This is a genomic window from Mesorhizobium sp. M1403, assembly GCF_040317695.1.
Taxonomy (GTDB): Bacteria; Pseudomonadota; Alphaproteobacteria; order Rhizobiales; family Rhizobiaceae; genus Mesorhizobium.
Map to the genome: position 1 here is coordinate 26,578 of NZ_JAMYKY010000026.1, position 24,130 is coordinate 50,707.

The 24,130-nt window shown below is 61.1% G+C and carries 21 protein-coding genes and 1 tRNA gene; 7 read left to right on the top strand and 15 right to left on the bottom strand.

Going from position 1 to position 24,130, the window contains the following annotated elements; all coding sequences use genetic code 11:
* Positions 1–6 precede the first annotated feature (6 nt).
* Together NKH01_RS28530 and NKH01_RS28535 are read left to right on the top strand one after the other, a co-directional pair.
* Entirely contained in the window at positions 7–627 is a 621-nt protein-coding gene (locus tag NKH01_RS28530) for a 2,3-bisphosphoglycerate-dependent phosphoglycerate mutase (RefSeq protein WP_352495430.1), read from the top strand.
* 73 nt (positions 628–700) lie between these two features.
* Positions 701–785, top strand: a tRNA-Leu gene (locus NKH01_RS28535).
* 272 nt (positions 786–1,057) lie between these two features.
* Here the strand turns inward: NKH01_RS28535 and NKH01_RS28540 are convergent.
* From NKH01_RS28540 to NKH01_RS28585, 10 genes are all read right to left on the bottom strand, one after another.
* The gene (locus NKH01_RS28540) at positions 1,058–2,215 is read right to left on the bottom strand and encodes an MFS transporter (protein ID WP_353023497.1); all 1,158 of its coding nucleotides are present in this window, start codon (positions 2,213–2,215) and stop codon (positions 1,058–1,060) included.
* Positions 2,215–3,558: an HdeD family acid-resistance protein gene (locus NKH01_RS28545; protein WP_352548655.1), complete on the bottom strand. Its 1,344-nt coding sequence runs from the start codon at positions 3,556–3,558 to the stop codon at positions 2,215–2,217. Before NKH01_RS28545 ends, NKH01_RS28540 begins: the two co-directional genes overlap by 1 nt.
* 213 nt (positions 3,559–3,771) lie before the next feature.
* The gene (locus NKH01_RS28550; RefSeq protein ID WP_352495429.1) at positions 3,772–4,143 is read right to left on the bottom strand and encodes a DUF4087 domain-containing protein; all 372 of its coding nucleotides are present in this window, start codon (positions 4,141–4,143) and stop codon (positions 3,772–3,774) included.
* Between the two features lie 165 nt (positions 4,144–4,308).
* Complete coding sequence (locus NKH01_RS28555) at positions 4,309–4,731, bottom strand: hypothetical protein (RefSeq protein WP_353023500.1); 423 nt, start codon at positions 4,729–4,731, stop codon at positions 4,309–4,311.
* 85 nt (positions 4,732–4,816) lie between these two features.
* Positions 4,817–6,583: a M60 family metallopeptidase gene (locus NKH01_RS28560; protein ID WP_353023502.1), complete on the bottom strand. Its 1,767-nt coding sequence runs from the start codon at positions 6,581–6,583 to the stop codon at positions 4,817–4,819.
* A 15-nt stretch (positions 6,584–6,598) separates the two neighbouring features.
* Positions 6,599–7,015 (bottom strand): lysozyme inhibitor LprI family protein, encoded by a 417-nt coding sequence (locus tag NKH01_RS28565; protein ID WP_023718799.1) that lies wholly within the window; start codon positions 7,013–7,015, stop codon positions 6,599–6,601.
* Between the two features lie 17 nt (positions 7,016–7,032).
* On the bottom strand, positions 7,033–9,348 hold the full coding sequence (locus NKH01_RS28570; RefSeq protein ID WP_353023504.1) for a lysozyme inhibitor LprI family protein: 2,316 nt from the start codon (positions 9,346–9,348) through the stop codon (positions 7,033–7,035).
* Positions 9,349–9,387: 39 nt separating this feature from the next.
* Complete coding sequence (locus NKH01_RS28575) at positions 9,388–10,374, bottom strand: PDZ domain-containing protein (RefSeq protein ID WP_353023506.1); 987 nt, start codon at positions 10,372–10,374, stop codon at positions 9,388–9,390.
* Positions 10,375–10,467: 93 nt separating this feature from the next.
* Positions 10,468–10,902 (bottom strand): hypothetical protein, encoded by a 435-nt coding sequence (locus NKH01_RS28580; RefSeq protein ID WP_352548652.1) that lies wholly within the window; start codon positions 10,900–10,902, stop codon positions 10,468–10,470.
* Between the two features lie 34 nt (positions 10,903–10,936).
* Positions 10,937–11,326 carry a hypothetical protein gene (locus NKH01_RS28585; RefSeq protein ID WP_031193957.1) on the bottom strand — a complete coding sequence of 130 codons (390 nt, stop codon included), beginning with the start codon at positions 11,324–11,326 and terminating at the stop codon, positions 10,937–10,939.
* 904 nt (positions 11,327–12,230) lie between these two features.
* On the opposite strand from NKH01_RS28585, the gene NKH01_RS28590 reads away from it, so the two are divergent.
* The 3 genes from NKH01_RS28590 to NKH01_RS28600 all read left to right on the top strand — a co-directional run bounded on the left by NKH01_RS28590 (position 12,231) and on the right by NKH01_RS28600 (position 14,244).
* The gene (locus tag NKH01_RS28590; protein ID WP_353023508.1) at positions 12,231–13,202 is read left to right on the top strand and encodes an ABC transporter substrate-binding protein; all 972 of its coding nucleotides are present in this window, start codon (positions 12,231–12,233) and stop codon (positions 13,200–13,202) included.
* The gene (locus NKH01_RS28595) at positions 13,199–13,891 is read left to right on the top strand and encodes a L,D-transpeptidase (RefSeq protein ID WP_502912688.1); all 693 of its coding nucleotides are present in this window, start codon (positions 13,199–13,201) and stop codon (positions 13,889–13,891) included. The genes NKH01_RS28590 and NKH01_RS28595 overlap by 4 nt, the downstream gene beginning before the upstream one ends.
* A gap of 134 nt (positions 13,892–14,025) precedes the next feature.
* Positions 14,026–14,244, top strand: a complete 219-nt coding sequence (locus tag NKH01_RS28600) for a hypothetical protein (RefSeq protein ID WP_352592252.1) — start codon at positions 14,026–14,028, stop codon at positions 14,242–14,244.
* Positions 14,245–14,369: 125 nt separating this feature from the next.
* On the opposite strand, the gene NKH01_RS28605 is transcribed toward NKH01_RS28600, so the two are convergent.
* Entirely contained in the window at positions 14,370–16,403 is a 2,034-nt protein-coding gene (locus tag NKH01_RS28605; RefSeq protein WP_353023512.1) for a transcriptional regulator, read from the bottom strand.
* 222 nt (positions 16,404–16,625) lie between these two features.
* On the opposite strand from NKH01_RS28605, the gene NKH01_RS28610 reads away from it, so the two are divergent.
* Both NKH01_RS28610 and NKH01_RS28615 read left to right on the top strand, forming a co-directional pair.
* A complete protein-coding gene (locus NKH01_RS28610) occupies positions 16,626–17,711 on the top strand; it encodes a PLP-dependent cysteine synthase family protein (protein ID WP_352918727.1) in 1,086 nt (361 codons plus the stop codon).
* Between the two features lie 25 nt (positions 17,712–17,736).
* Positions 17,737–19,224, top strand: a complete 1,488-nt coding sequence (locus NKH01_RS28615) for a pyridoxal phosphate-dependent decarboxylase family protein (RefSeq protein WP_353023514.1) — start codon at positions 17,737–17,739, stop codon at positions 19,222–19,224.
* A gap of 27 nt (positions 19,225–19,251) precedes the next feature.
* Here NKH01_RS28615 and NKH01_RS28620 read toward each other — a convergent pair whose 3' ends face one another.
* The 4 genes from NKH01_RS28620 to NKH01_RS28635 all read right to left on the bottom strand — a co-directional run bounded on the left by NKH01_RS28620 (position 19,252) and on the right by NKH01_RS28635 (position 24,067).
* Positions 19,252–20,892, bottom strand: a complete 1,641-nt coding sequence (locus NKH01_RS28620) for an ABC transporter substrate-binding protein (RefSeq protein WP_352789131.1) — start codon at positions 20,890–20,892, stop codon at positions 19,252–19,254.
* Between the two features lie 148 nt (positions 20,893–21,040).
* A complete protein-coding gene (locus NKH01_RS28625; protein WP_353023516.1) occupies positions 21,041–22,048 on the bottom strand; it encodes an alpha/beta hydrolase in 1,008 nt (335 codons plus the stop codon).
* 16 nt (positions 22,049–22,064) lie between these two features.
* Positions 22,065–22,742 carry an isochorismatase family protein gene (locus NKH01_RS28630; RefSeq protein ID WP_352481348.1) on the bottom strand — a complete coding sequence of 226 codons (678 nt, stop codon included), beginning with the start codon at positions 22,740–22,742 and terminating at the stop codon, positions 22,065–22,067.
* Positions 22,743–22,762: 20 nt separating this feature from the next.
* The gene (locus tag NKH01_RS28635) at positions 22,763–24,067 is read right to left on the bottom strand and encodes a M24 family metallopeptidase (RefSeq protein ID WP_352845452.1); all 1,305 of its coding nucleotides are present in this window, start codon (positions 24,065–24,067) and stop codon (positions 22,763–22,765) included.
* Between the last annotated feature and the right edge of the window lie 63 nt (positions 24,068–24,130).

The window sequence follows — 24,130 nt, forward strand, 5'->3', positions numbered from 1 at the left end:
GCAAATATGTCGAGAACTCTCGTGCTCGTGCGCCACGGCCAGAGCGAGTGGAACCTGAAGAACCTTTTTACCGGCTGGCGCGACGTCGACCTGACCGAACTAGGCCATACCGAAGCCAAGGCGGCCGGCGCCAAGCTCAGGGCGCGCGGCATGAAATTCGACATCGCCTTCACGTCGTCGCTGATCCGGGCGCAGAAGACCTGTCAGCACATTCTAGACGCTGTCGGCCAGAGCGGGCTCGAGACCATCCGCGACCAGGCGCTGAACGAGCGCGACTATGGCGATCTCTCCGGCCTCAACAAGGATGATGCGCGCAAAAAATGGGGCGAGGACCAGGTGCATATCTGGCGCCGCTCCTACGACGTGCCGCCGCCCGGCGGTGAAAGCCTGAAAGACACCGGCGCACGCGTCTGGCCCTATTACCTGCACGATCTGCAGCCGCATGTGCTGCGCGGCGGTACCGTGCTGGTGGCGGCGCACGGCAATTCGCTGCGCGCGCTGATCATGGCGCTGGACGGCAAGTCGGGCGAGGAGATCGTCAAGCTCGAGCTCGGCACCGGTGTGCCGATCATCTACACGCTCAACGCCGATTCCACGGTAGCGTCGAAGGAAGTGCTGGAGCACTGAGCCGGAGAAGGAACGCGGCTTTCAAAAAAGCGCGTTGACACTCATCCTTTGCCCGCTTAATGAGCGCGCACCAGCCCAGATGGCGGAATTGGTAGACGCGCACGGTTCAGGTCCGTGTTCCGCAAGGAGTGGAGGTTCGAGTCCTCTTCTGGGCACCAAATTCCCGTTTCGAACTTTTGATAAGGTTCAGAAACCCCAAGAAAAAGCCCCGGTTTTGCCGGGCCTTTTTCTTGGCCGGATGTCCTAGGCTGTACGCGTCGACAGCGCACCAGGATTTTCGCTCGAGAGCTTGCGACGACAACGATCCCCTCCTTTTCAGCCGCGAGCTCGGCAGCTGCCTTTTTTGGAAAGCGTGACGTTAACGTCGAAGCTCATGTCGGCTGGGCCGTTGCCGGCACGGCACCCGCCAACAATACAGATGCCGCAATCGTCATACCACCCTGCCTCGTTTCCATATCTCCTCCCGCGAGCCGGCAAACAACGTGAATCCGCCACAGGTGATCGCAGCGAAGACGGGCAGACCATGCGGTGAACTTTCCATCGCCATGCCGGCGATGAACGGCCCCAGGAGCGCGCCGATACCCCAGGCGATGGAGAGCAACGCATAGATGCTGAGCAATTCTGCGTCCTTGTAAGCCTCGCCGAGCATGGCGACCGTAGTCGTATAGATGCCGACGAAGGCACCTCCCCACAGGAAAAGCAGGGAATAGGCAAACCACGGGTGCAAGAAGGCCAAGGGCCATGCAAGCGCCCCAAGCGCCGATATGGCCGCAAGGGCAATCAGCAGCCACCGGCGATCCATTCGGTCACCGAGCCAGCCGATGGGCAATTGCAGCAGGATCGAGCCGATAAGGAGCACGGTTAACAGGAGCGTCGCTGAATGCTCCGGCCATCCAAGGCGGATGGCGCGGATGGCATAGAGCGGCAATAGGCTGAGACCGGCCGCTTCCAATGCGGCGTTCAAGACTGAGGAAGCAACCGCCACTGGCGCTAGTTTGAGGTACCGAAACGGATTGCCGATATCCTCGCGCGCTGGCTTGGCTGCATCGGGCCTACCTACGATCAGGACCACGCAAGCGACAAGTGCTATTGCAGCGCCGACAATGAAAGCAAGAGACTCCTCACGTCCGACCAGGACCAGGATGGCAGGGCCAATTGCGGTGCCGCAGGAAAGAGCGGTCATATAGATTGCTATCATTCGTCCCCGGTTTCTCTCACCGGCAAGCTGGTTGAGCCACGTTTCGGAAACGACAAACAGCGTCTCTGACGCCGCTCCGAGAGCCGCACGCAAGGGAAACCAGACCCAAAGAAACGGTGCCAAGGGAAAAAAGACGAACAACCCGCCCGATGCTATTAGAGCTCCCTTCGCCAGCCGCACAAATCCAAGCTGCTGTGCAAGGCGGGGCAGGTAGGGGGCCGCCAGAAGTACACCGATGGCGTACATGGCACTGTTCGCCCCAATAAGGCTTTCGGAATAGCCCGCTTCCGCCAGCTCAAGTGCAATCAGCGGTGCGCTGAGGCCATAGGTCAGCCCGAAGATTGCGGCGGTCAGGATGACGACCGCTGACGTGCGCACAAGCCCGCTCATCATGCAGGCGCCCCGTCGCGCTCGGCCACATGGGCGAGCTTGCGGCCAGTGCTGAACGCGTCGGAGAGCTTGCTTCTCCAGCGCCGGTCGCTGTGCTCAACAACGCTGCGCAGGAGGCGCGTATAGTCCAGAACGAGCCCAGGGGTCCACGTCAAGGCCTCAGCCCGGCCGCGCACGAGCCGCAACAACCAGAATTGCGGGTTGCTGATGATCTTGAAGAGATCCCGCCAAACATGGCCGTTGTACGATGCGCCCTCCAGAGCCGCATCGAGTGCCTGGATAACGGTTGTCGAGCAGTTGCGGGCCGTGAGATTGTAGGTCTTGTCCTGAGAATATGCTTCCCAGAATATCCTCAGGGCTTGCGGATTGAACCTGTGGAACGTCACCTTCTGGTCCGGCTCACACCAGTCGGCCGATTCCTGTGCAAGGGACTCGTTGAACCGCCCAGCTACATCATTCTCATGTCCCGCCGAGAGAATGGCCCGGAAGTCGTCAGGGCTGTGGTCGATGTCGTCGAACGGATAGTGGCTGATGTAAAGGTCCGGTGGCATTTCCAGCGCGGAATGGCCCGTTGAGATCACGCCTTTCTTGTCGACTGCCGCGACATACCGGTCGATTAGAATCCTGCGCTCCGGGTCCTTTATCGAACCGACAGCCGTCCAGACATAGACATTGAGGACCTCGTCCGCCTTGGCCCAGACATCGCCGTTTGCGGGAATGACCGGGCGGGCCACGCGACCCTGCCAGTTTCGGGCCGCATAAAGCGGCAGGGAGGTGATCGAGCCGCCTTCCGGCAATTGCCGTAATGGCAGGGCCATCCGCACAAGTGCATAGCCGGATGTCAGCAGAAGGAGCGCAAAGCAAAATGGAACTGTCAGCTGGTGCGGGACCGGCCAGGACATCAAGATGCCGATGGCCAGGCTGATCTCGATCAGGCCGGCGATAATCCCCACCCGCCAGCGTGGGTTGTGGATCACCAAAGCGGAGCCGATCCGAAAGAGCCCGTCAACCAGGAAGGCAGTGCCGAACACGATTGCCGCGCCGATATTGTTGTCCCAGGGGACGTCGAAGACCAGAAACGCCGCGAACAGAAATGCGATGCCACGCAGCGTATCAATCCAATGCTGGCGAAGTCCGACGGATATGGCCGCGGCAATCTCGACCAGTCCCTCGACTACCAGGAATATGGCGAGCGTATCCAGCGCGACGGAGAGCGCGCCATCGCTCAGATCGAACAGGATGGCAACCCCGACAAGCATCCAGATGACGCCTGCCGCAGTCAGGAGCTGCCAGATGGGTTTCAGCGCACGCGCCCCAAGAAAAAGAAAGACCAGCCGGATCATGATGCTTTTCGGTAACTTGTGGCGCTACGGCGCCATCTGGTTGACGTTTCCGAATATTGGCCGCGGCTTCTCCGCGGTCCCGTCTTCGATCGGTTCCACAAGCTGAACCCATCAGATGTTTAATTACGGAAGCATCGCCGGTCCGTCCCTTCGATCCAGAAGCGATTGGAGGAGAGGCGCCGTTTCCTGACTGTCGCCGGTTCCTGGTCATGACTATCCGTCCGGGTTAGGCAGCGATCTGTCGTTGCGACAGCGCACGAGCGGAAGGATTTCGCCCGAGATTATTCTGGTGATCTTTTGCTGCTTGGCGTTGGTTACGACGGTCATGCACGCGCATCCGTAGCCGTGGCCGGAACCAGGCACATTGGTCTCGACGAATTGCCGCTCGTCAAAGGCCGGCACATTGTCGATGCCTTTGGGATCCGGTCGCCCCTGCATCTGGATCCACCAATCCCCGTCACTGTCGGTCAGGACGAGGTTGCCGGGTGTCGGGCTGGAGTACCAGCCACAACGGCGCTCGGCGTAGGCGGCGGCAGGCAAGGACATGATGGCCAGGCAGAAACAGGTAGCGAATAATGGGCGCATGAGAACCTTTACCTCCTTAAGTAAAGCAGGTCATGCCGCCGATAATCTGCGTTGACGCAGGTAACGAGGCGGCATGATTTTGTAGGCCTTATGGCCTCAACTTCGTGTCCACATTTTCTTCGATCAATCCGCAATGAAGCGTCACAGGCTTCCTTTGGACATCGCTTAGTGGACCGTCGATGAAATCGCAGCTGAGCAGATTGTCCGGACTCTCTTGCGTGCGGATGCAACGTTGACGTTGACCTCGGGAGGGCCGGCAAGCCAGTCGAGACGCTTCGTGTCGACCTTTGTGCCGCCGATGTGGGCGTGGCCCGCTGTGCCCGCTATCTCGACCTCTTCGTCCTGCGGCGTGAGATCGATCTGGCCGACTTCGTTGGCGTGCTTCTCGGCGCTCCGCTTCGGGTCACCGTAATAGGAGGCGAGGACAACGATCCCTTCCTTTTCAGTCGCGAGTTTGGCGGCTGCTTTTTTGGAAAGCGTGACGTTGACGTCGAAGCCGAGGTCGCCCTGGGCTGTCGCCGACACAGCACAAGCCAACAGCGCAGATGCTGCAATCGTCACTGCGGGCAGTGATCTATAGCGTTTCACAATCCACCTCCTTTAGCCCCTCACGCAATGCCGATACCCCCGCATCCTTTCGTGTCTGGCTCCGGCATCACGCTCGCCGCCGGCTTCACCGTGAAACAACATTCAGACCAACGCGCGACAGTTGAGGATCTGCTGGAGGCAGATTCAAACGCTTCAATCTGTCGGCGGTTTCCTGCTCTATGTGCAGCCCCCGGTAATATCGGTGAAGCTTCGGATAGAAGTCCTCGCCGAGACCCCGGCGCAATTGATCGAACATGACCAGCCGCACCCAAAGCTCATCGTCGTCATCCGCGCTGGCACGCATTTGTTTTTCATTGTCGAAATCGCGCGTCTTCCGCGCCAGATATCGCGCCGCCAGATCCAGCGGCGTCTTGCCGGTAGAGTCATCGCGCTCTTTCAAGCGGGACGGATGGCCAAAATGTGCCTGGGCATTGAGGGAATAGATATTGACCGTAGTTTCTACGATCTCGCCCCAGGTCCAATCCTCCTGCTGGTACATATGGCCGGTTTCATGCCAGATCGACCACGCTTGCCGCAGCTTATTCACGTCCAGCAAATCACCCATGTTGCTGCCGGGGACACCCATAAAATAGTTGCCTGCGTACATGTATATGCCGTCGTCGAAGACCTTCGCCGGTGTCACCGTGTCCTGCTGATAGTGCATGCGCAAACGGGATGCCCGATGAAGTTTGGAGGAACCGTCGAGACCGGATAGTGCATCGTACCAGCCTAGAATTTGCTCGAGGGCGTCGAGAATTTCCGCAGGGTCGTCCTGAGGCGCCCTCATATAGACTTTGCGGGTCGCGGTAATGGCAACACGCTCGCTTATCATCTCGACGAATGGCGCACCGGGCATGTCGGTGAGCATTTTACGCCAGTCTTCGAAGCTTGTTTTTCCCTTGACGTAGAGGGGGATCGAACTGCCGCCGCGCACGATTGCCACGTCGATCGGAGGCAGAGCCGCACTGAAGCCGCTGTAGGCGTAGCGGAAATGGATCAGCCCGTCGCGCTTCGCCGTGAAGTCGGTGCGCCCTTCCTTGGCAATGACCAATTGCGGGTCATCCTGGGGTCTTTCGTCATAGAAGCTGTTCATCGGGCCGATCATGATCATCAAGCCGTCGGGGGAAGGCGGCAGGCCTTCGGCCGTAACCGATACTGCCTCTCCCTTTCTCACGAACACACCGCTTGGCTGATCGTCCATCAGCTTCGTGCGTCTCAGCCTATTGGCCTCGGGTGTGGCTGCAGGCATCGGAGCGAGGCGATAGCGCTTGTTCAGATTGTCGAATTCCGACACCGCTGCCGACGCCGCTGCCGGTCGGTCGCCATTGCCGGCCGGATAAAGCAACCACTGGGCGTTATCGTCCAGGCTGGCGTCATAGACGATGATCTGAGCGTCGTCCGCACGTTCATTGGCCCTGACGTTGAGCGTCGTGCCGCTGTCATCCAGCTCGATGCCATAGCTGTTCAGATGCGGCTTGAAGCGCCATGCCTGCCCCTCAGCGGACTGCTCGTCCTTGAGGACGACACTCGTATTCCCGTTTTCGTCTTCGTCGCCCCCAGCAAGATACGTTCCGTATCGTCGAGACCGGATCTGATAGGTTGCGCCGTTCGTTTCCCCGGTCGCCCTGGTGATGGTCCACAGCTGCGCGGGACCATCCTTGGGTTTGCGAGCGGACTGACCAAGCACGATCTCGCCATGCCTGCCTTCAAAGGCGGTGAGCGCTTTGTAGGAATGCTTCGCGACGATGTAATAGTCCCCTTCGGGGATCTCAGCGGCAGCTGCGGCCGTAACAATTGCCGCCAGCAACAGCCCAGCTATCAAGTGCACTGCAGATACGATGAAGGTCTTCATCCCGGCACCGATGTGTCAATTCGCGGCCGGAACGGGACAACTCATCGGATCGCCCTGCTTGCCGCATTTCAGGTAACCCTCGAAGGCTTTGACCCGGGATTGCGCCAGGCTGTCCATGCACTGCGCGGTGAGCATCGGCATTACGCTTCCTCCGGCCGCTCCTGAAGTCTGGAAACTGCACTCGGCGTCGCGAAATTTGTCCCAATCCCGTTGAGCTTGGACAAGAAGCTTCCTGGTATCCGCATCGTCCTTCAGGCGGGCTTCGATCTGCTTGTAAAGCTCGTTGAGCTTCTTGTCGGATTTCTTGAACGCCGCATCGGCGCACGCATTCAGCGAGGCCTGATCCTTGGCGGCGTCGTAGCACTTGTCCTGGGCAAAGGCGAACGTCGGCATGGCCAGAACCACGGCGGCAGTCAGTATTGCGGTTTTCATCGATTTCCCTTTCCCGATTATCTGGTTTTCATTGGATCAGCTTTGCCACCTTCGGCGACCGTGACGCTGCCGGCCTTTCCTGAGCCGGTCAGCTTGCCGCGTTCTTTGACGGTGACTTTGCCGGAGACTTCCCCGTCAACGACAAGCAGTCCCGAGACGGAAATGTCACCGGTCAAAGAGCCGGTCACGCGCAACTGCGCCCCTGACGCGACTTCCGTCACGCCGGAGTAGTTGTTCTTGCCGCTCAGCGTCAGCTTGCCGCCGGCGACAACGAGGCCGCCGCTCATGCCGCCGGCGTCATCAAAGTCCGCTATGGTTCCATCAAATTGCCCGTCGGCTTCTGTCAGGATCAGTCTGCCCGCACCCAGATAGACATTGCCTTTACCACCAAGGTTGCGAATGACCGTATCGTTCAGGGAGTGCGCCACCCCCCAGGACTTCAGGTGGTTTCCTTTCTGATCGATGTTGAGCACACCGCCGACCATGACGCGCGAGGAATGCTCGATGCTGCCCGGCCCGGCCAGAGTAAGATACCCATCGGCCGCGATATGCGTTGTGCCGGTGTAGGTATTGGCCCCGGTCATGCGCACGTCCGCGTCCTTCTCGATCGTGAAGTCGCCGGCGCCGGAGATGATGCCGGCCAGTCCGAGCCAGCCATTGCTTCCAGCATCGCTGGTCGCGCGATTCAGCTGCACTTGATCCTCGGCAGCCGCATCTGTCGTAAAGTTGGCAGCGCTGACAAAATAGGGTGAATATGCGGTTGTTCTGTTTTCCAGATCATACATTACGGAATTGGACTGAAAGAAGGGTATGCCGACAATAACTCCATCACGTCCCTCCTCATCGCTTTGGCGATCGATAACGACATCGCTGTATTCCTTATTATTGAAACTATCTTTAAATCCCCAAATCTTAACGTCGACTACGGCAGAACGATATTCATTAAGATGAAATCCTCTTGACTGAAGCTTATTGAAAATAGATTCTGTCGTAATAAAAATGAAGGTCGACGTTCCTGTATCCAATAAAACAGGTCCGCTGAAATCAACCGATTGCTTCTTTCCCTTATTATCAAAAGAAATTGCATAGCGGTAAGACCCTTCGAACTCATTGGATGCGTTCGCGCCTGATCGCGGGAATCGTCTCTGGTAAGCCTGAAAATCCCCTTCGCCCCACGGCATCAGGGCCGTGAACTGAGATCTCAGGCTGGGGGACAAATTCAGCGTCAGGCAGGGAGCGCAGCCCGGTGTCGTCTTCTCTTTTCCAAGATTTGCATTGGCAGAGACCACATAGCCGCTTTGGGTTTGACCGCCCGGGGCAACGGTCTGGTTTCCTGGAAAGATAAAATCGGCGGCCCCAAAGATGCCGTAAAACGTCGTCGAACCACCAGGTCTGCCATTCTGCATGCTCTTGCGTGCATTAAGATCCGCATAGACCGGCGTATCGCCGTATTGGCCAACGGGCCTTGGCGTCAATTTCAGATCCTCGAGGTCGCCGAAACCCTTGGTGTAGACGTAATCCACCACCCGACCGGCGCTAAACCCGCCGTCGAAGGTTACGACCGGCTCCGAGGGGTCATCCGGATCGTAATAGGACAGGCTGTCGAACCGCACCTGTTGTACCCAATCGCCATAGGTGCCGTCTCCATAACCGTACATTTCGGGCTTGCTGCCGGGCACCGGCTTTACGCCAGGGACGCTCGAATCGATCTCAGCGTTGAACTCATCCGACCCGGTGTCGAATTCGAACAGACGAGGCTTGGCACCATTGATGCCCACCGAGATCCCGAGTTTGTGATAGATGACTTCATCACTGTCGGTTCCGTAGTCCCTGACATGTTGCAATGGAATGGGGATCGGGCCAGCAGCCTGAGCAAGGCCGGTCCGGCCCTTCTCCTGGGCCACGGCAGATACGGCAGGTGATGTGTTCGCTGCCGGAACGGGGCAGCTCGCATCGCCTTCCCTGCATTTCAGGTAACCCTCGAAATCTTTGACCCGGGATTGCGTCAGGCCGTCCATGCACTGTGCGGCGAGCGTTGGAGCCACGCTTCCTCCAGCCGCTCGCGCGGTCTGGAAACTGCACTCGGCGTCGCGAAATTTGACCCAATCGCGCTGTGCCTGAACGAGAAGCGTCCTGGTATCCGCGTCGTCGTTCAGGCGGGCTTCGATCTGCTTATAAAGCTCGTTGAGCTTCTTGTCGGATTTCCTGGAACCGGCATCGGCGCACTCGTTCGGGGCGGACTGATCCTTGGCGGCGTCGTTGCACTTGTCCTGGGCAGATGCGAAAGCCGGCATGGCCAGAACCATGGCAGTGGTCAGCATCGCGGTTTTCATCGGTTGCCCTCCGTTTAGAACTACCGGCGCGGTCGGCTGCTAGTTGGCATCGTCGTCGTCCGATCCGTCAGCGTCGCCGGTGCTGTCATCCGACGCGTCGTTGTCCGGGCTGTTGTCGCCAGCGTCGGTGCTGTTGTCGTCATCACCGCCGTCCGTTGGGTCTGCATCGTCATTCTGATCGCTCGAATCGTCCTGATCATTGGAACTGTCGGCGTCGGTCTTGTCGTCCGGGCTGTCATCGTCCCCGTCCGTTGAGTCTTGATCGTCGTTCTGATCGCTCGAAACGTCCTGATCGTCGGAACTATTGTTGTCAGTGCTGTCATCCGACGCATCGGTATCCGTACTATCGTCGTCAGTGTCTGTGCTGTCTTTGTCATCAGCATCGGGAGCGGTCGCGTTGGCGTCCGGATTGGCGTCGCCAGGCTGCGAGTCGTCCTCGCGATAGCTCGTGTCATCGAGGCCCGTCTCCATCTCGTCGTCGTACTGATCGACGATCTGCGTCCACTCCTCATGGTTATCGACGCTCGTCCATTGCGAGATATTGTTGACCGAGATGTTGGTATTGAAGTTGTTGACGGTGATGTTGGTGTTGACCTCGACGACATCTGCGGCTTCTGTTCCGCGGTTCACGCCAAACAGAAAACTGGTAGCGCTCACGGCAAGAGCGGCCCATACGAGTCGGTCGACATCGGTCGGCGTCGAAATCGGTTGATGCCGCACTGTGGCAAGCACGTCGCCCGGCCGGATGCCTTGCCGCGCGGCAACGCCATGGGGTGCAACGGCCAAGACATACACCCCGCGAAGCTTGGGCGGGATCTGGTAGCGGTGCCGAGAGGCGTGGTTGATGGGTATCAAAACCGCGTTAAGAGCCCGGGAAACATAGGGTTTCGGCAGATCATATTTGCTGGCATACGCAACATTGATCGTGTGCGGGACGGCTACACTCACAACAGCCGTCATTTTCACTGAAGTTGCCAATGCACGGGCGAACTGCATTATCAGTCTGGACTTTCGAACAGTTTGCATTTTGCACATCCTGCAGCTGATGATTGGAACCGATCTCAGAGGCCCGGCGCCCCGGAGCGCTCACCAATCATTCTCCCCCTGCGATCATCACCGTCATTCCGTAACTTCCTCGGCAAAACACTTTGCCAGATCTTGCGGCGCTCCGAGCTTCTTCGCCCAGGATACCAGTTCAGGTTTTTCCGACGGGTCGGCATAGCCGCCCCACACGTCGCGAAATTGCTTTTTTCCGTCGACCGTCTGGAAGAACATCACGCCGTCGTCGCTCACCGGCGTGGAGACGTAGGCGGCGCTCCAGTTGCCGTTCTCCATGATCGTGATGAACTTCACCCGAGCAGGCTTGACCTTGTTGTCCAACGCCGAGGCAACGAGGGGGGCATATTCCTGCTTGCGCGCCTTCGTCACATCGACCTTTACGCCGTCGCAGGCACCATTCGCGGCGAAAGCGAAGGTCAGCGTCATTCCCAACCCCATGAGGCCGATCATCACGATTTTGGCACATCGCGGGATAAGACCGTTGGATTCAAACATGAGGGCATCCTCTTCGTTCGTATTGGAGGGTCCACTAATCGGAATCGTCGTCGTCCGATGAGTTGTCATCGTCCGGTGTATCGACCTCGCAGCCGATGCCGCGGCAGCCTTGGTAGTTGCCTTGCGTATCGAAGTTCGGATTGCCTTCCTTGTCGTACTGCGGCCTGTCGTCGATGCTTTGATCCCCGTCATCAGGATCGTCGACTTTACATCCGAGCCCATGGCAGCCGATGTAACGGCCCCTGGTATCGAAGTTGGGATTGCCGTTCCTGTCGAACTGCGGCCGGTCGTCTATCTTCCGGCTCCCTTTATGGGACCGATCAACCAGGCAGCCCTTTCCGCGACAACCATCGTAGTCGTCGGTGGTACAACCGAAGATTGCCATCAAAGCAGTGGCCAAGGCCGCACAGATTACGAGTTTCATGATTCATTCCTCCGACTGGCTGGCGGCTCGGATCGTCCGCATCGGAAGGCTATCGCAGGCGGCGATCCCCGCTTTTGTCGCGAAGTCTGGCGCCAATCGGAGGAGGGCAAAGCTTCGCCGGCCATCGAACGAGAGCCAGGCTGTGGGCGATGCATTCGACGAGTTAGCCGACGGTTGCCGTAATCTCTTACGTGGGAGGGAACGCTCCCAGCGGGGGCCGCCGCATTAGCGAATGTCAATATTCCTCTCCATGCTTAGTGCCCCGTCCGCCCAAGCATGTTTCAACAATCCGCTGACGCGGCTGTGCTTCTAAAAAGTTGCATCCGATTCGGCCTGCGGCAAGGAAAAACCACAATATTGCGGCGATGAATTTTGCAAATGCTTAATAATTCGGAACCAGCGCCGGCTATCTTAGCAGATGCTGAAATATGATCGGAAGCAAGTTTGCGGAATACGCTCTTAGCTTCATTCTCTTTATCTCGCGTTATTGCAAGTAGTTTCATATGTTATTGTGAATTCTCGCCCAGCCTTGTAAAAAGGCGCGACGGCATCGCTTCTTATATGATCGCTATAATCCGAATCTATTGTGGTATTTTTTTCGAATCCAGCCAAGCCGTTGCGCAGGCCGAAAGAAACGCCGCTCAATCATTCGACTTTTTCAACGCTGCGGCGTGCCGCATAGCGGCGCAGTGGGGGGCCGCGGCCGCGTTGTGAGCATCTTCCCAGTCGGATTGTCATCGGGTAGCGTGCAGTGGCGGCACGTGAAGGCGCTGGTTGGCGAACGCACTGCTGCACCTTCAGCAGTTGCCCGTCCGAAGATGGGGCTGGTGTCACAACCCGGTGCTTGCCGCGACAGATTGTTCCCGTCCCGGTTCATTTCAGCACCGAAGCGAGGGGGGAAGAGATGCACAACCGATTTCGGCAGTGCCTGCGGCAAATGTCGCTGGCAGCGTTGACGATGCTGGCGCTAAACATCCCGGTCCACGCGGCTGATCTCGTCATTGCGATGCCGAACTGGCCGTCGGGCCAGGCCACGGCAAACATCCTCAAGGTCAGCCTGAAGGAAAATTTCGGGCTCGATGCCGACGTGCGCGAGATGGGGACGCTTATTGCCTTTGCCGGCCTCAATTCGGGTGAGGTGGATATTCATCCCGAAATCTGGCTGCCCAACCTCGACAATCTGGTGAAGAAGTATGTCGACGGGGCCGGCACGGTGGCCATCAGCCCCATTGGCGTGCCGGCCTGGCAAGGCATATGCGCGACGCGTGAAGCAGCCGACAAATTTGGAATTCGCGACGTTTCGGATCTCAGCGACCCGAAGAAAACCGCCGCGCTGGATACCGATGGCGACGGACGTGGCGAACTCTGGATAGGCGCTGAGGGTTGGTCCTCAACCGCTATCGAGCGCGTCCGCGCCAACAGCTATGGTTATGCCAAGACAATGACCTTGCTGGAGACGCCCGAGGATGCCGGAATGGCGGCTGTCGATGCCGCGGTCGCCACGGATCATCCAATGGTGTTTGCCTGCTACGCGCCGCACTACGTCTTTGAGCTGCACGACATTGTCCGGCTTACCGAGCCGCCCTTCGATCCGGCAAGGTGGAAGATCGTACTGCCGTCAGAGGACCCGCTCTGGGTCTCGAAGTCCAGTGCGCCGGTGTCATGGGATACCGCCCATTTCCATATCGCCTACGCCACCTCGCTGCGCAAAAAATATCCGAAGGTGGTGGCGTTCCTGGAACGGGTCGAGCTGAAGCCCGAGGAAATCACCAAGATGAGTTATGCGCTCCAGGTAGAGCGTCAGGATCCTTATGAATACGCCAAACAATGGGTTGCCGCACAAGGCGCCCGGGTGCACGGGTGGGCAAATCCATGACCCGAAATCTGATGACCGTGGGGCGCGCCACTCTCCAGCGGAGCTCCCTTGCAACAATTGTCGCGGCAGCGTTCGGTCTTGTCGCGGTGGCGGCGCTGGCTGCGGGAACACAGGTTTTTGACCCGAAAACCCACAAATGGGTGGACTATGATCGCACCAAGGCGCGCAAATACTATGCCGCGCATAATGAAGTGCCCGAGGCATTTCGTCCGCAGATGGTCAAGTTCCGCACCGCGGAAGTGCCGGGCACGATCATCATCGATGGCAACCAGCACTTTCTCTACCTTGTGCAGCCGGGTCAGCAGGCCATGCGCTATGGTATCGGCGTGGGCCGGGAGGGGTTTGGCTGGGCCGGCATCGTGCGCGTCGGCCGTATGGCGGAGTGGCCGACCTGGACACCTCCGGCCGAAATGGTCGCTCGCGATCCAAAGGCGGTGAAATATGCCGGAGGCATGAAGGGGGGGCCGGACAACCCGCTCGGCGCAAGGGCGCTCTACCTCTATGAGCGCGACCAGGACACGATCTACCGGATACACGGCACCCCGGAGCCCTGGACTATCGGGCTCGACGTGTCGTCGGGATGTATCCGGATGAGGAACGACGACATCGTCGATCTCGCATCCCGCGTCAAGGTCGGGGCCAAGGTCATCGTCCTCATGCAGGGGGCGGCACTTTACAAAGGCGTGTGAGGGCATTCGGAGAGGGACAAGCAATGTCGGCAAAAAATGCAGTGAGAACTTCGATTCGGGCGACAGCAATTGGATTCCTGGCTGGAGCCCTTGGCGCTTGCGTCAGCGCGCCATCGCCGCCGCCGCAGGACCAGATGTCCAGGACCAAGGTCGAGACGGCCCCGGCGGACCTTCAGCTGCTTTGCGCCAATGCGGTCGCCAAGGCCAGCGGCGTCGACAGCACGAAGATACTTCCGGTTTCATCGAGCAAGCTCGATTCCAAGACCTATCAGGTCGAACTCGATGCCGGCGGCAAGAAGACAAGCTGCCTCGTGGATACCGACGGCAATGTCAAATCCGTTGAGCCCGTCTGATCCGCTCCGGTCGACGAATTTTGCGACCGATCTGACCATTGGCGCCTTGGGCTGCGGACATGACGATGTTTGGGGCGGCTCAGCCGCGATGAGCGGTTTAGAGAACCCGGCTAACCGCGCCTGCTTCACCCCAGCCCGATCCGCTTGGCGCCTTGCCGGAACAGCGCCTCGGCGTCCGGCTCGAAGCGGAAGGTGCCGATGAAATCATCGGCGCAATAGTTCGGCAGCGTCTTGCGCAACGCGGCGGCGAAACCTTGAGCCTCGTCCAGCCGTCCCGCCAGCGCAAGGCAATGCGCGGCGATTGCCAGGATGATGGCATGGGCGTTGGGACGCGCGGCTGCTTTCAGCGCCCATTCGGCGGCTTCATCGAACTGGCCGAGCCGGACATGCGACATCGCCCTGGCGCCCAGCATGCCGAACAGCAGCGGATCGAAGGGGCTCAGATGCCTGGAATGGTCGGACGAGCCGATCGCGGCCTTCGGGTCGCCGGACTGCGAGTGGACGAAAGACAGGGCATAGTGACCAAGCGCGAAATTAGGGCTGAGGTCGACGGCGCGTTCCAGCTCAATGAGGGAGCCGTCCTGCTCGCCGCGCAGCCACAGCGCCCGCCCCATGGCCCAATGCGCGGCCGGATTGTGATCGTCGACGAGAAGGCTCTGGCCGGCTGCCTCGAAGGCCATGGCGCTCTCCTGGTCACGGTCGCCCCAGCGCTGGAATGCGTTTTGCCAATGGGTGAAGGAGAGCCCGGCATAGGCGCGGGCGAAGGTAGGATCGAGCTTCAAGGCCATGTCGAAGAAATGCCGGGCCTGCTCGTTTTCCGCGCGGGTGAAGCGGTACATGTGCCACAGGCCGCGGTGATAGGCCTCCCAGGCATTCAGCGAATTGGGCGCCTTCAGCATGGCGCGGTTACGCTCGACCGTTTCGATCTCGGCCGAAATCGACGAGACGATGCTGTTGCCGATATCATCGAGCACGGCAAAGATGTCGTCCGGCTTGCGCTCGAACGTCTCGGCCCAGACTATCCTGGCGGTGCGCACTTCGACCAGCTCGACCGCAACGGTGACGCGGCCCGCCTGGCAGCGCACCGTGCCCGTGGCGACATAGTCGACGTTGAGCCGCCGCCCGGCATCTTCGGGCGCGATGTTTTTCTCCGCCAAGGCAAACACCGAGCCGCGCGCGATGACGAAGAAATCCCTGAGCTTGGCCAGGCGGGTGATGATGTCGTGGGTCAGGCCGTCGGCAACCCCTCCGCGAGGGCCACCAGGAACGCCGCCGATGCCGGCCTGTTCAATAAACGGCATCACCGCAAGCGAAGCCTTGCGCGACGTTGCGGCATTGGGATCGGCAAGCATGATAGGGGATACCGAGAGCGGAACGGCCGGCTGCACCCATGATGACGCGCCGTGCTGACAGCGGATTGCCCGCCATGCGTCGCGAACGGGTCCGAAATCCAGGTCTTCGGACTGGAAGTGCCGTGCGGCGGCCGCAATATGCTCCTCGGCCGCGCCGAACTGGCCGCGCTGGGCGAGCCTCGTCAGCAAGGCCAGATGCACACGGCCGTCGAATGGCGCGAGCTCTAGCCATTTTTCGAGGTGCGCGGACACGTCATCGGAATCGCTGGGGAGCCGCTCGACAAGCTGTTGCAGCACGGCCGCGTGGCATGAGCTGAAGCGGCGGCGCTGAGCGGTCAACCAGCTGTTGAAATGCGGGCTGCGGTCGATCTCCAGCCCGTCGAGGAAATCGCCGGCGAACAGCCGGGAAAGCGCCAGCAGGCGTTCGAGCTCGAGCGTCTCTATTCCCTTCGTCGCGGCGGAGGCAATCTCCACGGCATCCACGGATACACCGTTCAGGTCGACCGCAACCGTGTCACCTTGCGTCTCAATCCGGGGCCGATCGGGTTCATCGAGCATGCCTCTAAGCTTGCTGAGACACCAGCGAAGCTCGCCGCGCGGGTCGTTCGGCACATCCCACAAAAGCTCGCAGAGGCGGCTGCGCCCGACAGGATGCGGCGCCAGCGCCAGATAGGCGAACAGCGCGCGCAGCTTGCGCGACTTCGGAAGCGCGATGATGGTACCATTGCGTGCGATCGTCAGCGGGCCGAGCAGGCGCACGGAAAGGCCGGTCACCTCGCCGTCGAGGCTCGATCGGGTGGATTCCACGTGCGTTTCCACGCCTGCTCCCACGCTGGCCAGTCGGCCTTTGTTTTATCACCAAACGCGACACGGTGCATCCGGCGGCGAATTTCCGCGCCGGATGCCGCCATGGCCACATTGCCGGGAGGCAAATGTAGCGCGGCAAGGTCTCGAAACCTCGCCGCCCAAGCCACCGGTCTGTAACCGGCCCGTGACGACAAGAGACAACGAGGAAGCGAGGAGATCGACATGTTGCATCAACAGAAAATCAGAACCACGGCCGGGCGCGGCCGCCTGTTCGACAGCATTCTCGACACGGTCGGCGATACGCCGGTGATCCGCATCAACAATCTCGGGCCGGATCATGCGACGATCTATGTGAAGGCCGAGTTCTTCAATCCCGCCGCCTCGGTGAAGGACCGGTTGGCGCTCAACATCATCGAGGAAGGCGAGCGCAGCGGCGCCCTGAAGCCGGGCCAGACCGTAGTCGAGGCGACCAGCGGCAACACCGGAATCGGCCTTGCCATGGTCTGCGCCCAGAAGGGTTATCCGCTGGTGGTGACGATGGCCGACAGTTTTTCCATCGAACGCCGCAAGCTGATGCGCATGCTGGGCGCCAAGGTGGTGCTGACGCCGCGCGCCCAGAAGGGTTTCGGCATGTACAAGAAGGCGGTGGAGCTCGCCGAAGCCAATGGCTGGTTCCTGGCCCGCCAGTTCGAAACCAAGGCCAACGCCGCCATTCACGAGGCGACGACGGCGCGCGAGATCATCAACGATTTCGCCGGCTCGCGGCTCGACTGCTTCGTCACCGGCTATGGCACGGGCGGCACCGTCGTCGGCGTCGGGCGCGTGCTGCGGCAGGAGCGTCCGGAGACCCGGATCGTGCTCGCCGAACCGGCCAACGCGCAGCTGATCGGCAGCGGCAAGCCGCAGCAGCGCGGCGCCGGTGGCGCGCCTGCCGCCAGCCATCCGGCCTTCGAGCCGCATCCGATCCAGGGCTGGACGCCCGACTTCATTCCGGACGTGCTGCAGGAGGCGATCGACGCAAGCCTCTATGACGAGGTGGTGCCGATTGCCGGGCCCGAGGGCATGAAATGGGCCAAGGCGCTGGCGCAGAAGGAAGGGATTTTCACCGGCATCTCCGGCGGAGCGACCTTCGCGGTGGCGCGGCAGATCGCGGAAAAGGCGGCGCCCGGCTCGGTGATCCTGTGCATGCTGCCCGATACTGGCGAACGCTACATGACGACACCGCTGTTCGACGGCATCGAAGCCGAGATGGACGCCGAGGAGACTGCGCTTTCGCAGTCGACGCCCGGCTGCCAGTTTCCGGCGTGACGGCGGCACATCGGGAGCGGCCTGCATGGACACGAAGCCTGGATTGGCCGTCACGGCCACCGAGGAAACGCTTGACCCCTCGAACTGGGCCGACGTGCAGGTCTTGTCGCATCGGATCGTCGACGATGCCGTCGCTTACCTGCGCGATGTCAGAGAGCGTCCGGTGTGGCAGGAGATGCCGCTTGATGTGAGGACTTTCTTCACGGCGCCGCTGCCGCGTTCGCCGGCTCCGCTGGCCGAAATCTACGGCGACGTCACAGGGAAGCTGATGCCCTATCCGATGGGCAACATCCATCCGCGCTTCTGGTCCTGGTATATGGGCTCTAGCAATTTCACCGGCGCGCTCGGCGATTTCCTGGCGGCGATCCAGGGCTCCAATCTCGGCGGCGGCAACCATGCCGCCGCGTTGATGGACAACCAGGTCGTCGACTGGTGCAAGGACATGATGGGCTTTCCGCAATCGGCCAGCGGCACGCTGGTGAGCGGCGGCTCGATGGCCAACATTATCGGCCTGACCGTGGCGCGCAACGCCAAGGCCGGCATCGACATACGCGAGCACGGTGTTGCCGGCATCGACAGGCCGCTGCGTTTCTATGGCTCCGACCAGCTTCACTCCTGCCATCGCAAGGCGATGGAGGCGCTCGGCCTCGGTAACCGGGCACTGCGTCGCATCCCAAGCGATGTGGGGCTGCGCATCGACATCGCTGCATTGCGGGCGGCGATTGTCGAGGACCGTAACGCGGGCTTCAAGCCGACCTGCGTGATCGGCACGGCCGGCACCGTGAACACCGGCGCGATCGACGATCTGCAAGCGCTGGCAGACCTGGCGTCACAAGAGGATCTGTGGTTCCATGTCGACGGGTGCATCGGCGCCCTGCTTGCGATTGCGCCGGACAATTCGCATCGCGTTGCCGGCATCGAACGCGCCGATTCAATCGCGCTCGATCCGCACAAATGGCTGCACGCGCCATTCGAGGTCGGCTGCGCGCTGATCAGGGATGCCTCCGCGCATCGCGGCACGTTCGCGGTGACGCCGGAATATCTGGAATCGACCCCGCGCGGACTCGCCTCCGGCCACTGGCTGCACGATTTCGGCTTGCAGACGTCACGCGGTTTCCGCGCGCTGAAGGTGTGGATGGCGCTGAGAGAGCACGGCATCGAAAAGTTCGGCCGGCTGATCGACCAGAACATTGCGCAGGGACATCATCTCGGCGCGCTGATCGAGGCGGAACCGGCTCTCGAACTGGTGGCACCGGTGAACATTAACATCGTTTGTTTTCGCTACCGCGGCGCCGGGCTGACGGGAGAGAGGCAGAAGGCGCTCAACACCGAGATCATGCTGAGGCTGCAGGAAGAAGGCATCGCCGCCATTTCCGACACGACAGTGCATGGCCAGCATTGCCTCAGGGTGGCGATCAACAACCACCGCACCCGTCGCGACGATCTTGACCTGCTGGTCCGGGAAACGGTGCGGCTCGGGCAGGAGATTTCAGCGACGGGCGCGACGGGCTAACGCCGGCCTTTCTTTCGAGCGGCGAGACTAGGCATCGAGCCAGACCTTCTCGAAATGCTGCTCGAGCGACTGGTGCTGCTCGCAGCCATGGACGCCCTTGCGGTAGGTGCGGTAAACCGAGCGCCAGTAGGGCTGGATGATAACGCCGGAATCGCGCAGATTCTGTTCGATCTTGGCCATGAGCTCCTTGCGGGCGCCGGGATCAGGCATCGCTAGGGCCTTGTCGAGCAGAGTGTCGAACTCCGGATTGGCATAGGCGCTCTCGTTCCACGCGGCGCCAGACTTATAAGCGAGCGCCAGCACCTGGACGCCGAGCGGCCGGCCGAGCCATTCCGTGCAGGAGAAGGGATATTTGCTCCAATCGTTCCAGAACGTCGCGGCCGGCAGCACAGTGCGCTTGATCTTCAGCCCGGCCTCGCGCATCTGCGCGGCGATGGCGTCGCCGGTGCTCTTCTGCCAGTCGACGTCGACCGAGATGAGTTCGTATTCGTGGTCGGCCTTGCCAGCCTCGGCGAGCAAGGCCTTGGCTTGATCGGTGTTGCGGACGGCCGGGCCGATATCGGCATATTCGGGATGCATCGGCCCGACGTGATGGTTCTCGGCAGGCTTGCCGCGATTGTCCATGCCGATCTTCAGCACGGCGGCGTTGTCGACCGCGAGCTGGGCGGCGCGCCGCACCTTGATGTCGTCATAGGGCGGATTGCCGATGTTGAAACGCGCGACGATGGTCGAGCCGGTGGCGATTTCCGAATTGCTCAGGCCCATGGAGTCGGTCTGCGAAACCGTGTCGGAGGCGGTTTCGTGGTCGGTATCTACTTCGCCCGATTCGAAGGCCGACAGCATGGCGTTGGGATCGGAGCCGTAGTCGACCCATTTGATGCCGTCGAGGTAGAAGTCGCCCTTCCACCATGGCTTGTCCTTACGGCGGACTTCGGCGCCGACCTCGGCGTCCCATGCGACGAGTTCGCAAGGCCCGGTAGTGATCGCCAATGCCTTCAGCGGATCGCCGTCGCCTTCATAGCTGCGGTGCATGATCAGCGCCGGATAGTCGGCCATGCCGGCGATCAGCGAAATGTCGGGCTTGGGCAGATTGAGCCGGACGATGAAATCGTCGACGCGCTCGATGCCGCCGTCGACGGCCTTCTTGGTATCGGCGTTGACCAGTGCGCCCATGCGCGCGGCGACCGAATTGCCGGCGACGGACGCATCGCACCAGCGCGTCAGATTGTGGATCACGTCGTCGGCGTTGAAGGTGTCGCCGTTCGACCAGGTGATGCCCTTGCGGACATGCAGCGTCAGCACGCGGGCGTCGTCGCTGGTTTCCCAGCTCTCGAGCAGCCATGGCTCGAAGGTGAAGTCGCGCTTCCAGCGCACCAGATATTCGTTGCACTGGCGGGCGACGTTGGACATCTCGACGCCGTCGAAAGTGCGCGGATCCTTCCAGCCCTTGACGTTCATGGCGACACGCAAGATGCCGCCGCGCTTCGGTTCCTCGGCCCTGGCCGGTGACGGCGCAAGCCCGCCCAGCGCCAGCGCGCCGGCAGCGCTGACGCCGAGCGCAGCCATGGTGGCGAGATATTCGCGCCGGTTCATCTGGCCTTTCTTGAAGCCATCGGCGACGGGCTCCGCCTGCGGATGCAATTTCCGGTCGGTCAGCATGAACTTCATCGTAAATCCTCCCTGTCGGGCCGGCGCATCGCGGATGCGGGCTCCTTACGTGGCGTGATGATAGGGCTGGCCTGACCGAAGCAGTGTTCGGGTTTCCGCAGTTGTTGTGCGCTGTTCCGCGACAGTGGAGATTGGAGGACGGTCCGCGTCACTCAGGCCAATCACCTCCGCCCAGCGCGGCTATTGCCGCGATTATGCGCTCAAACGCCTGGCCGGCGCGCGGTGCGGTTTTGCGGGCGCGCAGGAAGCTGTGCACCAGCCGCGGCTCTTCGCGCCACCATGCCTGGCCGCCGGCGGCAAGGATGCGATCGCGATAGGCCTTGCCGTCAGCCGACAGCGGGTCGCATTCGGCAGTGATGACGACGGTCGGCGGCAGGCCAGAGAAGTCCGTATCGCCGAGCGGCGAAAATGTTGGGTCGTCCGGCGACTGCCCCTTCCCTGCCCGGATATGCCGATAGAATTCGACGTCGCGCAATGTCAGCAGTGGCGCCTCTGCGTGCTCGACATAGGAGCCGGCGCGCGCTTTGCCGTCCAGCTCGGGGCCGTCTAGCTCGTCACCGCCGAGCTCGGGATAAATCAGCACCTGGCCGATCGCATGGCGAGGATGGCGGCGCGTCGCATGCGCGACGGCGGCGGCAAGATTGCCGCCGGCACTCTCACCGCAGAGTACGAGCGGCAGGCCGGTCGTCGCCGCAGCCCATTCGAATACGGCCAGCGCATCCTCGAAGGCCGCCGGATGCAGATGCTCGGGCGCCAGCCGGTAGTCTGCGGACAGAACGGGAAAGCCAGTGCCGGCGCAAATCTCGGCGCAGATGTCGTCATGGCTGTCGAGCCCGCCAAGGACGAAGCCGCCGCCGTGATAATAGACGACCATCGCTTGTGACGCCGTGCCCGCCATCTGGTAACGCCGGACCGGGATCGCATGGTCAATGGCAGGAACCGCGCTGTCGCTGGCCTTGACACCGGACGGATAGGGCTCGCGGAACGCCCGGCACATGGCGTCATAGACCGCCCGCTGCCTGTCGATCGGCATGTAGACGATCTCGGGCGGATACGACTCATTGACCCGGTCGATATAGGCCCACAGCTCCGGATCGAGCAGCGTTTGGTATTTTCCGCGCTCTGTCGTTTCTGGTCGATCGGCCTCGGTGATCATCGCGGCGCGGTCCCGCTCAGAGCTCGGCGTAGAGGCGGGCGGCGTTTTCGTAGCTGAAGCGCAATGGCACCGAGCCCTCGACCTGCCAGGCTTCGACCGTCTCGCCGGCCAGCAGCCGACAGGCGCCGTCGGTGGTGGTGACGGCGCCGCCATAGAGCCGGTTGGCGAGATTGAGAATGGCCGTCTGATGCATCGCCGTGCTGCCGCTGCCGCAGGCATCCTTGACCAGCAGCACGCGAAACCCGAGCGCCACCGCGTCCTTTACGGTGGCATCGATGCAGGCCTCGGTCCAGACGCCGGCAACGACCAGCCACTCGACGCCATCGGCCTTCAGCCGCTCGGCGGCAGGCCCCGCGCGGAAGGCGCTGGCATCGGTCTTGACCAGCATCGTCTCGCCTGTCGCCGGGCCTACTTCCGGACAGATCGCCGTCAGTGGATCGTCCTTGTCGGAAAACGCCGACTTGCCGTTGGCCTCGACCGGGTGGAACGGCCGTGCCGTGGCGAGATCGACGATATAGGCCCAGTGGTACAGGGGCACATTGTTGGCCCGAGCCGCCTGCTGCAGCCGCTGGACGTTGGCGAGAATGTCGCCATAGCCTTCGACCAGATAGCGCTTGTCCCGCCGATGCTCCTCCTGGAGATCGATGAACACCGCCGCCGCCTTGCCGCGCTTGATCGAGATCGGGCTTTTCATGCAAAACTGCCTGTCAGCACTCAAACGTGCCTGTCAAGGAAATCGTCCTCATAGGGAAAGCGCGACAGGAGTTCGGTGCCGGTCTCGGTGATCAGGATCTCGTCCTCCAGCTTGACGCCCTCGCGGCCGCCCTTTTCGCCGATATAGCTTTCGACGCTGACCACCATGCCGGGCACGATGACACCGTCGCGGCCATAGGTCTCGTAATCCATGGCATGCGCGATGAACGGCGTCTCGCCATGCATGCCGACGCCGTGCATGACCGAGGTGTAGCGCTGGTCGACGAAGCGGTCCGGGATCTTCCAGGCCTTTTCGGCAATCTCGCGAAACGCCATGCCCGGCTTGACGACCCCGATGTTGTGCTGAACCTGATCGTGCGCCATGCGGTAGAGCGATCTCTGATAATCGGTCGGCTTGCCCGGGCCGCAGCGGAAGGTGCGCGAAAAGTCCGAATAATAGCCGTAGCAGCCGATCGTGTCGGTATCGAGCGCCAGAAGTTCGCCCGGCCTGATCTTGCGGCCGCTCGCCTCATTGAACCATGGGTTGGTGCGCTGGCCCGAGGTCAGCAAACGGGTTTCGATGAATTCGCCGCCCTGGCGGATCACCTCGCCATACATGATGGCGAACAACTCGTTTTCGGATACGCCGGGCTTGATCGCCTCGCGCACCGCATAGACCGCAGCCTCGGCGCCAGCCATCGACACCTGCAGGCATTTTACTTCCTCTGGCGTCTTGACCGCGCGCACCGCCAAAATCTCGCCCTGGCAATCCCGGACGTCGCAGCCGCGCTTTTCCAACGCCAGTGCCTGCAGATGGCTGCAGCGGTCGAGCCCGAGCTTCATCGAGCCGCCGCCATGCGCCTTGAGCAATTCGGCGATCTCATCGGCGAACGGGCCGGCTGTTTCGTCGTCACGGCCCGACACCGAAGACCAGACCAGCTTCGACGGCCGCGCCTCGTCGATCGTGTCGAGCACCATCGAGACATGGTAGCTCTGCGGATATTCGAACAACACGATCGGCCCTTCGGTCGGGATGAAGAAGTAGCGCGTCGAGTTGCGCAGGAAATAGCCGAACATGTTGCGCGAGCCGGTGGCGTAGCGCTGGTTGTAGGGGTCGAACAGCACGACGCCGCCATAGCCGGCCTCGCGCATCCACGCGCGCAGCTTGGCCAGTCGCCCCTTGCGCAGCGCGTCGGCATTGATGAAGGACGGCTCGGTATCCGACAACCACATGCCGCCGGCCGGATCGGCCGCAGCCGGATGCCGCATGCGGTCCTTGAAGTCAACGTCCTCGGTGCTGTCGGGGTCGAAAACGACGATGCTCATGGGTGCCTCCTGGAAGCGAGACCATGGAGCAAAGGACGTGCGGGCGTTGTGCGGAAAACCGCA